Source organism: Lacticaseibacillus zeae subsp. silagei (assembly GCF_030770335.1).
Lineage (GTDB): Bacteria > Bacillota > Bacilli > Lactobacillales > Lactobacillaceae > Lacticaseibacillus > Lacticaseibacillus zeae.
Genome location: NZ_CP132484.1, coordinates 1200697 through 1215379 on the forward strand (window position 1 = coordinate 1200697; position 14683 = coordinate 1215379).

The following is a 14683-nucleotide window of genomic DNA, read 5'->3' on the forward strand; positions in this document are numbered from 1 at the left end:
GGCGCGGCTGTGATACCATAGGAGAGAAATAAAACCAGCAAGACGGAGGAAATTATCTTGAGTAGTTACTTAGTGACCGGTGGCGCCGGGTTTATCGGATCCAATTTAACCGAGCTGTTGTTAACGGATCCTGATAATACGATCACCATTGTCGATGATTTATCGATGGGCTTGCGAACCAATATTCCTGATTCCAGCCGGATTACATTTTATGAACATAGCATCACCGATCATGCCTTCATGTCCCAACTTCTGATGGAAGGCCAGTTCGATTACATCGTGCTGTTGGCCGCCATTGCCAGTGTTGCCGATTCCGTTGAGCGGCCATACGCAACCCACCAGGTTAACCAGGAAGCCAATTTAAATATCATTGAAACCTTGCGGACACAAAAGATCGCCTATAAGAAACTTTTCTTTGCCAGTTCAGCCGCTGTTTATGGCGATTCGCCTGAACTGCCAAAGAAAGAGGACATGGCGGTCAAACCGCTGACTCAATATGCGGTCGACAAGTTTGCAACCGAACGCGCAGTCTTAAACTACGGGCGGTTATACGATATGCCAATGGTCTGCACCCGCTTTTTCAATGTCTACGGGCCAAAGCAAAATCCAAAATCGCCGTACAGCGGTGTTCTGTCAATTATGATGGACGCCTTGAAGGAGGACAAACCCTTCACGTTCTTCGGTGACGGTGAACAAACTCGCGACTTCATCTACGTTGGCGACGTGGTGCATGCCATTCGCGGTTTGCTAGAAACGCCAAGCGCGCGCGATGATGTCTTCAACGTGGCAAACGGCAAGCAAACAAGCTTAAATCAAGTGGCTAAGGAACTCGAAAAGCTCACCGGCAAAACGCTCCACGCCACGCACAAAGCGCCACGTTTGGGCGACATTCGCGATTCGTATGCCCAGACAGCTAAACTGGATCAATTTGATTTCATGACCCATACCCCGCTTGCTGAAGGGCTGGCGAAGTATGTGGCGTCGGTTCAATAGGAAGATTGATCGGTCATCGCGTAACGAATGGCTGGTCATTTTTCGTGTTGTTTGCTTTAATTTATGCTTGTAGGAGAGATATTTTGGTTAAGACACCAGTAGTTTCCGTTGTGATGCCAGCTTACAATGCTGCAGCGTATCTTCCGAAGACCGTGCAGTCAGTTTTAGACCAGACTTTTAAAGATTTTGAATTGCTCATTATTGACGATGATTCGACTGATCAGACAGCGGAAGTCGGTCAACAGTTAGCCGCTAGCGACAGTCGAATCCGGTTTGTTCACCTCGATGACAATCAGGGTGTTGCCAATGCCCGCAATGTTGGTGTGGCACGTGCTGAGGGGCAGTACGTTGCTTTTTTGGACAGCGATGATTTGTGGCTTCCCGATAAATTAAAGCTTCAGGTCGCATTTATGCGGCAGCATCGAGCAGCTTTCTCTTATTGCTCGTACGATGTGGTGGACGATCATGGCACTAAAATCGGTGAGCGTAAGATTTCTGAAGCCCGTCTGGATTACCATGAAATGCTAAAAGGCAATCGGATCGGGCTATTGACCGTCATGTTGACTCGGGAAATTGCCCAAAAGTATCCATTTCCTAAAATAAATCATGAAGATTACGCTTGCTGGTTGTCGATTGCCCGTGGCGGAACGCTTGCCTACCTTGCGTCTGACCGAATCTTGGCTCAATATCGGAAGCATCAGACATCGCTGAGTTCAAACAAATTGCAGGCGGCTCAGTGGACATGGACGATTTATCGGCAGCATGAACATCTCAATATTTTTAAAAGCTTATATTACTTTTTGCATTATTCACTGATGGGTATTACCGACAAACGCTGACATTTAAAGAGGGGGGAAGCCTATGATACCTAAGATTATTCATTATGCCTGGTTTGGCAGCACACCGCCATCGTTTATCGAGGATAGGGTTCAGGAGTGGAAAGAGAAGCTGCCGGACTGGGAATTTAAGTTTTGGAATGACAAAAACTTTGATTTGAAAAAATATGCATTTTCTGAAAAAATGTACCAAGCGGGCAAACTTGGCTATGCTGCGGATGAATTGCGGTACGCTGTCTTGTATCAGTATGGCGGATTTTATCTTGACACCGATATGATTATCAAGAAGGATCTTGCGCCGTTTTTGGATCACAAGATGGTTTGGGGTTTTCAGTACGATAATAGTATTTTGACATCATTTATCGGCGCTGAAGCCAAAACACCGCTGCTAGCCGAAATTCTAGATGTCTATGCTGGACGGAAATTCCCTGAGTTGCAGGATGATATGCAAAAAATGACCAGTAATCCGGTTGTGACAAAAATCTTGATGCGACTTTATCCTGATTTTCGAATGAATGGACAACGTCAAGAGTTAGAACCGGGAATCGTGGTTTATCCGCGTGATTATTTTACATATGCAAGTCGGAATCAAGATGCTAACTACATGGAACATCTCTTCGATAATTCTTGGGGAAGTGCCAATGCTGGCTTACGTGGTCGGCTAAAGCATCTCTTTAAAGTGCTGTTTCCTTATTGGTGGGCGGACATTTCTGCGCGGCGTGGGATTAAAAGCGCTGAACGAGATGGCATTCCTTATCAACGATGATGTTGCACCATTCGTTTCGGCCCAGGTGCCTTGCCAATCGCTATTCACGGCAGCAGACAAATACCGAACATATGCTATAATGAGTGAGCTGTTTTCAACCAAAGATATTTACTGAGAGGGTTGCTGTATGAAACAAAGTGCCGAATGGAACGGTCTTAAACGGCTGTTGACGATGATCGGCGATGTCGGTCTTTTTAATTTAAGTATATTGCTCGCCTTTTACTGGCGGTTTGGTGCGGAGATTCCCGAATGGAACTTTAAGATGTATGAAGGTTCAGCCATTTACATTTCGCTGCTCTTTCTGTTCGTTAACTTTTTCTTAGGCGTCTACGTTTACTATAATCGGCGAATCAGTGACATTATTTTCAATACGGTATTGGCCCAGACGATTACCATATTGGGATTAACCATGATCACGTTCATGGGACGGTTCTTTGCATTTCCAAGACTGGTGCTTGCATATTCGTTTGTGCTTAGTATTCTGATTCTTGGTATTTGGCGCGTTTTCATATATTACATGTACATCCACTTTACGAGTAACTACAAGGTGGCCGTGCTTTCGTATGAACATGAATTACCTGCTGTTTTGGAGAACTTCCATTCTGCTAAGAACAACAAACATAAAGTAACCTACGTTATCTCAGATCACTTTGTTGAGAACGCCAAAAAGATTATTGATAAGGTGGATATTTTCTACCTTACCAAGAGCTTACCCGATGAACAGCGCCGGGAAATCATCGACATCATCATCAAGAAAGAAAAGACCATCCTGTTACCATCAACGTTTGACAATTTGATGATGCTGCGACCAAACTTGATGAATTTTGAAGATGAAAGTGTCATGGGCATCACACAATTTCGCATTAAGCCCGAAAGCGCCGTCCTTAAACGGATTTTTGACATTGTCGTTGCCCTATTAATGTTAGTCGTTGCATCGCCGTTTATGTTGATCACGGCCTTATTGGTGAAATTAACTTCACCAGGTCCGGTGATTTATAAACAGACGCGGATCACCTTGAATCAAAGAGAGTTTAAGATCTTGAAGTTTCGCACGATGTCGGCAACTGCCGAAGCGAAATCTGGTCCGGTGTTGGCTAAAGCGCATGATTCGCGGATTACACCGGTTGGCAAGTATTTACGCAAGTTCCGATTGGATGAATTGCCGCAGATTTTTAATGTTTTAAAAGGTGACATGTCCATCGTTGGGCCTCGTCCAGAACGTCCGTATTTCGTCAATCAGTTTAACCAACAGGAACCGCATTACTATCTGCGTCATAATGTTCGCGCCGGGATTACTGGTTACGCGCAGGTTTATGGCAAATACGCTTCCGACTACCACAGTAAATTGAAGTTTGATCTGCTGTATATCAAGACTTACAGCATTTTTCTAGATGCCCGTATTTTGCTACAAACCATTAAGGTCTTATTTGACAAGGTTTCCTCGCAGGGACTTGAGGAAGACACGGAACCGGAACGTCAGAAGTTGCATGACTTGGTGGTTCAGCAGGACATCACGCACTTGTCATAGTAGTGGCATAAATCCGGTGTCTCGGCCGTTTAACGGCTATTGGACCAGTCATATATTCGAATGAATCGGTTCCGGGAAGACAGGCTTGTCATTCCGGAACCGATTTTTGCATACGCTCAAATGTTTAACGAATTTCTTAATAACTTGCTCCCCCCGCCAGTAGGTGCGTCAATTAAGTGAACTATTTATAATTAAAGCATATACTTAAGTTATATTAAGGGGGAGGCGTTTTAAATGAAGAAGACGCTGTTAGTATTACCGGTGTTGTTGTTGATCTTTGCTGCGGGTTGCGGGCAAAGTAATCAAAGAAGTACCAGCCAAAAAGAATCTGTTAAGACCAGCCAGACGAGTCATAAGGCCAAAAAAGCATCAGCAAAAAAGTCTAATGGGAAGACTAGCGCAAGTCAAAGTTCCGCGCAATCGAGTAGTCAGAATGCTGCTTCAACTACCAGTCAGACTGGGCAAAAAGCTGCAACAGCGGCCTCGAGTGGTACAACGTCAAATGACCAGAGATTGGCAACACTGAAACAAGCTGTATTTAACCAGATTCCAAATGCCAAGTGGCCTGCTTCATACCCGGTTGCAAACTCACAGCATTTAAATATCTTTGCAACTGGTGATCAAGCGAATTATTCGATTTTCTTCAGTCCAGGGCAGTCAGCGTTACCATATAACGATCCAACTTTGCAGAATATCAATGCCGAGTTGGCCATTCAGAAGAAAACGTATGCGAGTGCAGCTGACGCACAGGCGCAGGTGGCCCCAGCACGATCGACGCAGGGATTGCGCCAAGTCGCCATTGGAGATGGTATTTATGCCGCGAGTCAAGGTGCAGCCGGATCATCTTATCTGACTTGGAATGAGGGTCGTTGGACTGTGACTGTTAAAGCCTCTGCTGTTAACGGTGAAGATCCGCTGCCGCTTGCTAAGCAGGCAGTCGCATGGTTTGCCAAAAATGCCTTGCCGGTACCTGATACACACGGGACGGTCGATTTAGCTGTGACGGATGCGAACACTCGACAAAATCAAATTACGTGGACAGAAGGCAATGCCTTGTATATGATTTCTGGACTCGAACCTATGCACACCATTCAAGTAGGTACAGCAACCCGCTAGTATTGGGAGCTGTTAGGGCCGATGGTTCAGGTAGCTTAGATTCCAACCCGATAATCTGTTATACTTTTTTCTGAGTTTAAAAATATTTGTCGCAGTCTAGCGACGGTTTTTAATTAAGAAAAAGAGTGAGGTGCCAACTTGGCAAAGATCAAAGTTATGACGGTATTCGGAACCCGACCGGAAGCAATTAAAATGGCGCCGGTGGTTCTGGGACTTAAACGGCGTAGTGATGAGTTTGAGGAGGTCACCGTGGTTACCGGCCAGCATCGCGAAATGTTGGATCAGGTGTTGACAATTTTCCATATTCAGCCAAGCTACGACTTGAACATCATGAAAACACGCCAGACATTGGCGGATATTACCAGCAATGTTTTGTTAAAGCTTGGACAGATCATTGCCAAGGAAGAGCCAGATATTGTGCTAGTTCATGGCGATACGACCACGACATTTGCGGCTAGTATTTCGGCCTTTTATCAACAAACCAAAGTCGGTCACGTCGAAGCGGGGTTGCGCACGTGGAACAAGTACAGCCCGTATCCGGAAGAAATGAATCGCCAGTTAACCGATGTTTTGAGTGATCTGTATTTTGCGCCTACAGCTCAGAGTCGCGCGAATTTGTTACAAGAACATCATCCTGACAAGCAGATCTTTGTGACCGGCAACACGGCGATTGATGCGCTCGATCAAACCGTCCAGGATGATTATCATCACGAGGTTTTGGACTTGATTGATCCTAACAAGAAAATGATTCTAGTCACCATGCATCGCCGGGAGAATCAAGGCGAGCCGATGCGCCGCGTCTTTAAAGTGATGCGGGATGTGGTTGAAAGCCATCCGGATATCGAGATCATTTACCCCGTGCATTTAAATCCGGTGGTTCAGGAAGCAGCTGATTCGATTTTAGGGCATCACCAACGGATTCATCTGATTGAACCGCTGGACGTGGTCGACTTCCATAACTTAGCCGCGCGCAGCTATTTCATCATGACCGATTCCGGTGGAGTGCAGGAAGAAGCCCCTTCGTTGGGCAAGCCGGTTTTGGTGTTACGCGACACTACCGAGCGGCCGGAGGGGGTTCAGGCTGGGACCCTGAAGTTGGTCGGTACCGATCCGAAGACGGTTAAAACGGCGATGTTGCAGTTGCTGGATGATCATGCGGAATACCAACGCATGGCAGATGCCAAGAATCCATATGGCGATGGCCATGCGTCGCAGCGGATTTTAGATGCGATTTTGTATGAATTCGGAAAACGTGAAACGCGACCAGCACCGTTCAAGTAAATGAGTTACATGCATGTCATACTCGCCACCACAGATTCTTGTGGTGGCGAGCGTGTGTCAAGGGGGTATATAAGATGGCACTTCCGGTGTTGTGGATCGTGATTCCTTGTTACAACGAAGAAAAAGTCTTACCTATCACGGCACCACGATTTCTGGCCAAGCTTTCTGAATTTATCGAAACGCAAAAGATCGCGGCAAATAGCCGGGTTCTGTTTGTAGACGATGGCTCAAAAGATCAAACTTGGCCATTAATTCAAAAATTTGCCCAAACGGATCCGCATTATTTAGGGATTCAACAAAGTCGCAATCGCGGGCATCAGAACGCGGTTTTAGCCGGACTGATGGTCGCTAAAGATCGCGCTGATGTGACAATTTCTATTGATGCTGATGGTCAGGACGATCTTAACGCGATGACAGATATGCTGGCAGCGTACGCAGACGGTTGTGAGATTGTTTATGGCGTTCGCTCAGACCGCAAAAGCGATTCGTGGTTTAAACGCGTCAGTGCCCAGGCTTTTTATCGGTTCTTGCGGGTGATGGGAGTGGATGTTGTCTACAATCATGCCGATTATCGGTTGGCCAGTAGCAAGGTGTTGCAACATTTAGCCGATTTTAAGGAAGTCAATCTCTTCCTGCGCGGCATGTTCCCGCTTGTTGGTTTTAAAAGTACGTCAGTCTATTATGAAAGGCACGAACGTTTGGCAGGTAAGAGCCATTACCCACTGTCAAAAATGATTGCCTTAGCGATTAATGGCGTCACGAGTCTGTCAATTAAGCCGATCGTATTTATCGCCGAACTGGGTGCCGTCGTCAGTATCTTAGGCTTCATCGGTACGATCTGGGCTGTCGTCATGGCAATTAAGGGTGCTACTGTTGCTGGCTGGGCTTCAATTGTTTGCATTGTTTCATTTTTGGGTGGCATTCAGCTGCTCAGTTTGGGCGTGATCGGTGAATACGTGGGGAAAACGTATCTGGAAACCAAGCATCGCCCGCGGTTTATTATCAGTGATCAGACTTGGCATGATGAACCATCTAAGCAGCCAAAAGCAGACAAAGATGTTGAAAAGCAGCGGAAACCATAAACTGTTTTTTAAAACGAGCAAAATAAAAAGGCCATAAGTCGGCCTGAATGGCTTCTGCTTGCTTACTTATCAAGCACTTCTTGATGCCAGTCGTTTGGACCTCAGTTGTTTGATGGTAACTTGTACATAGGCAATGATTCCGGCAACGAAATAGCTTAATAAGATCACCATGATTGAGTAGACGACGCTATGGGCACCAATCGCGGGAATCGTATGTAACCAGCTGGCGATGAAGGGATGATACAGATACAGGTTTAACGACCATGCGCTGCTGATTAAAAAGAGCTTGCTCGAAAACTCAACGCGATAGCTGACCATCATGACAGCTAAAGCGAAGAAGATTTCGCTAAAGAATCGGAACCTTAACTGATTATGCATTTCATCTAGAGTAAAGAAAAGCGCAAATGCCGTCAGCGTCCCTAACATGATCGGCAAATAGAAACGGCGGATAAGCGGCATGAAGCGGTCTTCATAAAAAGCAAAGAGGACACCGGTCGGAAAGACAAAGGCTGCGTTGACTAACCATTCGCCCATACCTTTATCCCAAATATAAACCGTGTAAAGACCGGTCAACAAAAACAAAATGGCAAATAATGGTAGCGAGTGACCACGCGAGATTTGCATACCGAGCCAAAATGCAAAGTAGAAAAAAATAATCGCTAAAACAAACCAACTGTCATTCACGAACGGCGCGCCATTGGTCATCGAAATGGCAGCTTGGCTAAAAGTCAGTCCCATCAGCTGGTGTTTGATCGGGAAGATAAGCAGCATTGCTAGTAGATAAAGTAAAATAATGGGCAGCAGACGATGGGGTAGGAAGTTCTTTAAGTAAGATGGCCCCTTGATCTGATACTGCCGCATAATACCGTAACCGGAGACAAAAAAGAAAATGGCAACGCCGAGTCGACCGGCCATGGTTAGTCGCGAAGCAAAGAAAGTACCGCTAACACCATTGAGCTCTTGATTGATGTGATGCAGAATGATAAAGATGATGCTGATGCCTTTTAGGTTGTTAGTGGCACTTTTTCCCAGGTGGCCTTCTTCAAGGTTCTGACTTGGACGTATACTAGCAAATAAAAAGCCGATGAATGGTAATAGAATAAGATCCAACGCAAACGTTCCTCCGTTAATAAACCGATGTCATATCGATGCCCGAAATCCAGTATAACATGAGTTAATCGTGGCCTTGAAGCTATTTATCCGGGAGGCAGGTGTCTACCCAAACTATAATTGCAGTTGTCACGCGGTTATTAAAGCTTGACGACGCATAAATTGTCCTTGGATGCCAGTCTTTATACATAGATATTCAAGATGGGGTATATGAACCCGATGACGAGGCGTTTTAAAATGCGAGAAGAAGGGGAAGAAGTGGAGAATGGGACGACGTACAATTGTTCTTCTAGAGAGTATTAATGCATTAATCAATAAACTTGGGCGATATCTGCTTGTTGCTGTTTTTGCCTTTTGTTTACTGTGTCTTTTTAAGATACAAATACTACAAGGTTCGGCTTGGGATACGCCGTCTTTTGTGTTGGGTGGCATGGGTATTCTGGTCGGCATTTTCTTAATCTTTAAGCTGAGTCAGTTGAAGCTCTCTGATCGTCAAGCGTTGCTTTTGTTAACGGTGCTTGCCATTGTGTTTCTGAGTTTTTGGAACTTTATCTTTCGGCCAGTGCCTGTTAGTGATTATCAGGTCTTGCTTGAAGGTGCACACGATATCATCAACGGTACGTTTAAGGCTCAAGCCGCTAGACCAAGTGATTATTTTAGGTATTATAATTTCCAGATTGGTTATGCCTATTACCTTTCGCTGTTGATGCGTGTGTTTGGCGAACGGCTGCTATTTTTTAAAATTGTTGAAATGCTTGTCATGACGGGAACAACCTTAGTGCTGTACAAGACAATCAGACTGTTTTGTGATGGCCATCGGGCTATGTTTGGTGCAGCGCTGTTTACCTTTTTCCCATTTACGTTTATTGGGGTGGGGATCATTAACAACCAACATGAAGGATTGCTCCTTGAGGCATTGGCTGTTTATTTTGTTTTAAAGCGTCGATCCTGGCCTAATTTGTTGATAGCAGCTGTCTGCATCACGATTGCACAGGTTTTACGGCCAACAGCGGTCGTTGTGGCAATTGCAATTGTTGTAACACTGGCCATTCAGGCAGTTCAGCAAAAGAGCCGCCAGCGTTTGCTAGAGACCGTTGCATTTCTAGTAGCTTTTTGGGGCTTAGGCTGGCTCATTAATCAGCTGTTTATTCTTTCTGGTATAGCGCCGTATGGTATTAAAGGCGGCAATCCATACTACAAGTTCCTGATTGGGCTCACAGGGAAAGGCGTTAGCGGTAAATATACGACTAGCGCCCGAAAATCTCAACTTTACTATGACCTAAAGGAATATCATTTTAATTATTCACTGTACAAACAAGCTGCAGCAGAAAAACTCAGGTATGTCTTTACCCATGGTTTGGACATACAAGAAATCATGAAACGCTTTACCGGCTTTATTGGCAATGTGGATAACCAGTACAATCTTGGGGGTAATCAACCATTTCTTGATCAGCATCCTTTGTTGATCTCATCGCTAAATTGCTCTGGTATGGTTATCTACGCAAGCACGATTCTGGCAACATTTAAACGGGTTATTACCGAAAAATGGGTGACGAGTCGGATTAGTTACCTTTTGCCAGCAATGATTTTCGGCATGTTCTTCTTTGCCTATATCTTCATGGAAACCCAAGCACGATACCGGTTCGAGCAGTACTATGTTTTGTTTTTGTTAGCAGTACCAACGCTTTATGGGTGGCTCACAAAGATACAGAAAAAAATGTTTACGCGCGATTGTTCTGAAGAATCACGCTAAGTAGCGCGTTCTGAACGTCTGTAACATAAAGAAACTGTTAATTTGTAATCATATTGTTTCTTTAAATGCGGTTGATCTCCATGTATAATGAGCCTGTTATGAAATTTGAAAAAGTTGGGGAGGAGTTTACTTATGGGGAAAAAGGAGAAAAAAATGAAGAATAAGTTATTTTGGGCATCTGCGGCGATTGCATCGTCAATACTGTTTTCGCAGCTTGTTTTAGGAACACCGGTGTCTGCAGCTGATGAAGGCACAGGTGCAAACGCCCAAACAAGTCAGACGAGTCAGGGTCAAACCGTATCGTTTCACGATATGAACGAACATTCTAATTTTGGTAATACTACTGTTCCCAGTGCTAATACGACAGCAGGTGTGCGGTCATTTTCAAGTGCACAAGCTGCGGGAGCAACATTACAGGCAGCACCGCAATCGAATGTGCAGGCGTTTGCAGCCAAAGCACAGACAATGATGAGCTTTACCATTGGGGATCAATCAGTTCCACGAACAGATGTTGTAGATGTCGCCTCTTATCAAGGGTGGATGAATCAAGACAGTTTTAATACCCTCCATTCGTTGGGCGTCAGAGGTGCCGTTGTTAAAGCCTCAGAAGGTACGTCTTATCAGAATCCATTTGCGGCATCGCAGATTCAATATGCGCGTAACGCGGGCATGACTGTTTCGGCTTACCACTATAGCCACTTCGGTTCAAGTGCCGAAGCAGTGGCTGAAGCTAATTTTTTTGCCAATACACTTGATAAGCTGAATGTCGGTAAAGAAGTCAATGTTGTTGCCGATGTCGAAGGTTCCGATGTAAGTGGGGATGTCGGGGCGAGTTTAAATGCATTCTGGCAGACACTTAATCAGCGCGGTTATACGCATCATGTATTGTATACCGGTAAGTATTATACTTACTCGAATGCTGCCATTGGGACAGTCGGTAAGAACCGGACATGGGTTGCGGACTATCCGTATACGCCGAGCGCTAACTCGATGTGGAATCAAGATTTTGGTGCATGGCAGTATTCTTCATTAGCGTATTTGCCTGGAGCATCTAAACCAGTCGATGTTTCAGTTGATTACACGGGTCTGTTTACGCAACCGAATGCAGCTACTCCGCCAGCACCTTCTTATGACCCGATTTTGTCAAACAAATCCGTCAGCTATGATGTCACCATTGTTAATCAGGATACTCGCAAAGACGGCATTTATTTCGATGCACCGTATCATACCAGTGCTTCAACTGCTATTTCTAACTTCAATGGTGTCAATTACAACAATCAGAATGTCCACGTTCAGGCTGAGGCGGTTACATCGCGTGGCACTTATTTGCAAGTTAAGGCTCAGGATGGCAAAGTTTTCTGGATTGATAAGAATGGTACCGCACAATTTTCGTTTGACAGCATTGTTTCGCAACAGACAGTGGACTATCCGGCCACAATTCAGCAACAAGGTCGCGGCGATGGTATTTATACCGCCGGCCCGTACCATACCTCTGCCGCAACATCTGGCGGTAATAGTGATGCAACTAAGTATGACGGCCAAAAGGTTCAGGTTATTGCTGAAGCCACTACCAGCAGAGCTGGCGGCACGACTTATGCCCAGGTACGTTTAGCTGATGGACAGACCTTCTGGATTGATAAGCGTGGTTTGCAAACCGGCGATAATTCAGGGTATGACAAGATTCTTCTTAAGAAATCCGTAAGCTATCTTGCTATCGTTGATCAAAGTCATCGTGCTGACGGGTTGTATGCAAACGGTCCTTATCACACCTCAGCTACAACCGCAATCGGTAATGACAATGCTAAGTCATTAAACGGTCAGTTGGTTCAAGTGCTTACCGAAGCAACGACTTCTCGTTCAACGCATTCGACATATGTACAGATTCGTTTAGCAAACGGCCAGACTTACTGGACGGATAAACTCGCTCTTACAAGCTTCTCGTCATTAAGTCCGATTCTTTCAACGAATAATGTTAATTATGATGCAACGATCAATCAAAAGGACCGTGTAGATGGTCTTTACAGTGATGGACCGTATCATACCAGCATCAGCACACTTGTCGGTAACGATAATGCCAAACAATATGACGGTCAAAAAGTTCATGCCTCGGTTGAACAAAAGACCGATCGCGGAACCTATGTCAAGGTGAAGTTTGCTGATGGGCATGAATATTGGATTGACAAGGGTGGTTTGACAGTTAAATAGTTTAAAAACCTGATTATCTCACATGGGGGTTAACGTCCTGCAGATACTAGTAGATTCATTCTACAGTTGATGCGGGGCGTTTTTTGATGAAGAAAAAGGCGCTGTGAAAAATGATAGGGTTATCTTCTTGGCTCGGAACGTGTAAACTATTGGAAGTGAGTTAACACTTGAAGAAGTTGGCGGTTTTGGGGAGGAATAAACGTGCAAGAAGCAAGTAAGCCGGGATGGAAGCATGAAATGATATGGATTGCTGCTATGATGGTGGTGGCACTGATTGTTTTATCGCCACAAATCAATTACCATGCCTTGGCAGTCGGGGATGATTGGGAATTTCACTGGAATCGTTTTTATGAAGCTGCCATGCAAATCAAAACCGGCAAATTTAACTTCTTCCAATCGATTTATGCATTTAAGCAATCTGGCCGAATCGTCAATGCCGTCTATGGCAGTGCGTTTGCCTATCTGCACGGTATTATCTTGGTTATCGTTAAAACTTGGTTTAGAGCTGAGCTGATTTCCAGTTTTCTATGTTTGTTTACGGCAGGCGGCGGCATGTATTTTTTGGCACGGTATTGTCGAATTAAACGTCAAATAGCGTTTGCCGCGGGCGTCTTATACATGGGGACACCCTTAGTGATCTTTTATGTAACAGATGCCGCATTAAGAGGCTGGGGAGCAGCGCTATTGCCCGTCACAACCATTCCGCTGATTCGAATGGTGACAAACCACGAAAAACCTATAAATCCGATTTTATTTGGTCTGTCTGCAGCAATCTTAATGGCAGTACAGAACTTTACGGCGTTGATCTATGTTTTAAGCGCTGCGGTTTTCTTTATTTCTGGGCTGTATTTAGCGAAAAATCGCCGGCAAACTATCATTGCTGCAGGAAGTGCCGTTGCGGTTGCCATAGGTTTAAACGCGGTCACGCTTGCGGCCATCATGGATTTACATAGTGAACGTCTCGTCATGCCATATCGGGTTGAAGATCTCCTCGGTAGTGCTTCACGATTGTCGCTTGGCAATATGACACGGTTGGATCTGGGATTAGTTTTGTCTGCGATCATTGTTTTGCAACTGGTTTTTGCTGGGCTGAGTTGGAAGCAATTGACCGTCGCTGAGAAGCTTATCAATCTTGATGGCCTTTTGTTTTTATGGCTAAGTTCGCCGCTCTTTCCATGGAATTTCTTGGCTACCCATTTTCCGGTCATTCAAACGGTTCAATTTCCGCAACGATTTAACGTGATTGCGCTCACAATGATTATCTTAGCGACCGCTCTATCCGTTCAGAAATTTGCCCCCAATATCGTTTCACAAAAGTCACGGCTAATGACGGCGCTTTTTCTCAGTGTTGCAGGATTAAATCTAATCAACGGTTACACATGGGTCAACGAAAAGGCAAGCGCTTGGCAAAGTGATCAACTGGCCGTAAGTGCGGACTCCTCAGTGCAAAATCAGGCAGAAATACGTGATTTGTTCAACCGAGCTTATGATCAATCCAATGTTTTCAGTGTTGTCACCAAAAACACGCCGGACTATTTGCCGGTGGCAACGGCAGGAAGTACCACTTTTGCCTATGATGCTTACAAAGATCAAATTTTAAATAACCCGTTGAATGTCAAAAAAGCCATTAATGCGAAGAGCCAACTTACGATGACATGGCAGGCGAAAAATCGGAAACAAACGCTCGTACCGGTGATTGTTTATAAACATTCTACAGTTAGATTGAATGGGCGATTGTTGCGTTCTTCGGAATACCAACGTAGTAACATCGGGGTGTTAATTGTAGAACCGCTTTTGGGCAAAAACACTATAACGGTGGGTTACAAACCTTCTAAGATATTTTGGATAGCTGTTTTTGTTAACGTAGTAACAATTGCATGTCTTTTACTTTATGGAGGCATAAAGATCAAAGTGCACTTGTTGAAGCGTTAACACACTTTTGCTCACTGCTGCTGACCTTGATAGTTATACCTCGTTATTTAAAATGCTGGAATTGTGACTCTCAAACCGAAC

The 14683-nt window shown here is 44.8% G+C and carries 11 protein-coding genes; 10 read left to right on the forward strand and 1 reads right to left on the reverse strand.

Annotation, left to right across the window (positions count from 1 at the left end):
- Positions 1 to 57 precede the first annotated feature (57 nt).
- From LACZS1_RS05780 to LACZS1_RS05810, 7 genes are all read left to right on the forward strand, one after another.
- Positions 58 to 993 carry an NAD-dependent epimerase/dehydratase family protein gene (locus LACZS1_RS05780; protein WP_025012875.1) on the forward strand — a complete coding sequence of 312 codons (936 nt, stop codon included), beginning with the start codon at positions 58 to 60 and terminating at the stop codon, positions 991 to 993.
- Between the two features lie 83 nt (positions 994 to 1076).
- Positions 1077 to 1832, forward strand: coding sequence for a glycosyltransferase family 2 protein (locus tag LACZS1_RS05785; RefSeq protein ID WP_093997896.1), 756 nt, complete (start codon positions 1077 to 1079; stop codon positions 1830 to 1832).
- Positions 1833 to 1854: 22 nt separating this feature from the next.
- Positions 1855 to 2595 carry a glycosyltransferase family 32 protein gene (locus LACZS1_RS05790; protein ID WP_070650157.1) on the forward strand — a complete coding sequence of 247 codons (741 nt, stop codon included), beginning with the start codon at positions 1855 to 1857 and terminating at the stop codon, positions 2593 to 2595.
- Between the two features lie 127 nt (positions 2596 to 2722).
- Positions 2723 to 4123: a sugar transferase gene (locus LACZS1_RS05795; protein WP_025012872.1), complete on the forward strand. Its 1401-nt coding sequence runs from the start codon at positions 2723 to 2725 to the stop codon at positions 4121 to 4123.
- 234 nt (positions 4124 to 4357) lie between these two features.
- The gene (locus LACZS1_RS05800) at positions 4358 to 5239 is read left to right on the forward strand and encodes a hypothetical protein (protein WP_070650156.1); all 882 of its coding nucleotides are present in this window, start codon (positions 4358 to 4360) and stop codon (positions 5237 to 5239) included.
- Between the two features lie 138 nt (positions 5240 to 5377).
- Complete coding sequence (wecB, locus tag LACZS1_RS05805; protein WP_070650155.1) at positions 5378 to 6520, forward strand: non-hydrolyzing UDP-N-acetylglucosamine 2-epimerase; 1143 nt, start codon at positions 5378 to 5380, stop codon at positions 6518 to 6520.
- Positions 6521 to 6594: 74 nt separating this feature from the next.
- A complete protein-coding gene (locus tag LACZS1_RS05810) occupies positions 6595 to 7602 on the forward strand; it encodes a glycosyltransferase family 2 protein (protein ID WP_070650154.1) in 1008 nt (335 codons plus the stop codon).
- A 69-nt stretch (positions 7603 to 7671) separates the two neighbouring features.
- Here the strand turns inward: LACZS1_RS05810 and LACZS1_RS05815 are convergent, their stop codons facing one another.
- The gene (locus LACZS1_RS05815; RefSeq protein WP_070650153.1) at positions 7672 to 8712 is read right to left on the reverse strand and encodes an acyltransferase family protein; all 1041 of its coding nucleotides are present in this window, start codon (positions 8710 to 8712) and stop codon (positions 7672 to 7674) included.
- A 265-nt stretch (positions 8713 to 8977) separates the two neighbouring features.
- On the opposite strand from LACZS1_RS05815, the gene LACZS1_RS05820 reads away from it, so the two are divergent.
- The 3 genes from LACZS1_RS05820 (at position 8978) to LACZS1_RS05830 (ending at position 14602) form a co-directional block, all read left to right on the forward strand.
- The gene (locus LACZS1_RS05820) at positions 8978 to 10465 is read left to right on the forward strand and encodes a glycosyltransferase family 39 protein (protein ID WP_070650152.1); all 1488 of its coding nucleotides are present in this window, start codon (positions 8978 to 8980) and stop codon (positions 10463 to 10465) included.
- A gap of 132 nt (positions 10466 to 10597) precedes the next feature.
- Positions 10598 to 12670, forward strand: a complete 2073-nt coding sequence (locus LACZS1_RS05825; RefSeq protein ID WP_070650151.1) for a GW dipeptide domain-containing protein — start codon at positions 10598 to 10600, stop codon at positions 12668 to 12670.
- 201 nt (positions 12671 to 12871) lie between these two features.
- Positions 12872 to 14602, forward strand: coding sequence for a putative glycosyltransferase family protein (locus tag LACZS1_RS05830; protein ID WP_172493471.1), 1731 nt, complete (start codon positions 12872 to 12874; stop codon positions 14600 to 14602).
- Positions 14603 to 14683: the final 81 nt, after the last annotated feature.

Bases quoted from the DNA above. Each gene is read 5' to 3' on its own strand.
- LACZS1_RS05820 (WP_070650152.1), top strand. From the start codon at position 8,978: ATGGGACGACGTACAATTGTTCTTCTAGAGAGTATTAATGCATTAATC.
- LACZS1_RS05825 (WP_070650151.1), top strand. From the start codon at position 10,598: ATGGGGAAAAAGGAGAAAAAAATGAAGAATAAGTTATTTTGGGCATCT.
- LACZS1_RS05795 (WP_025012872.1), top strand. From the start codon at position 2,723: ATGAAACAAAGTGCCGAATGGAACGGTCTTAAACGGCTGTTGACGATG.
- LACZS1_RS05800 (WP_070650156.1), top strand. From the start codon at position 4,358: ATGAAGAAGACGCTGTTAGTATTACCGGTGTTGTTGTTGATCTTTGCT.
- LACZS1_RS05790 (WP_070650157.1), top strand. From the start codon at position 1,855: ATGATACCTAAGATTATTCATTATGCCTGGTTTGGCAGCACACCGCCA.
- LACZS1_RS05810 (WP_070650154.1), top strand. From the start codon at position 6,595: ATGGCACTTCCGGTGTTGTGGATCGTGATTCCTTGTTACAACGAAGAA.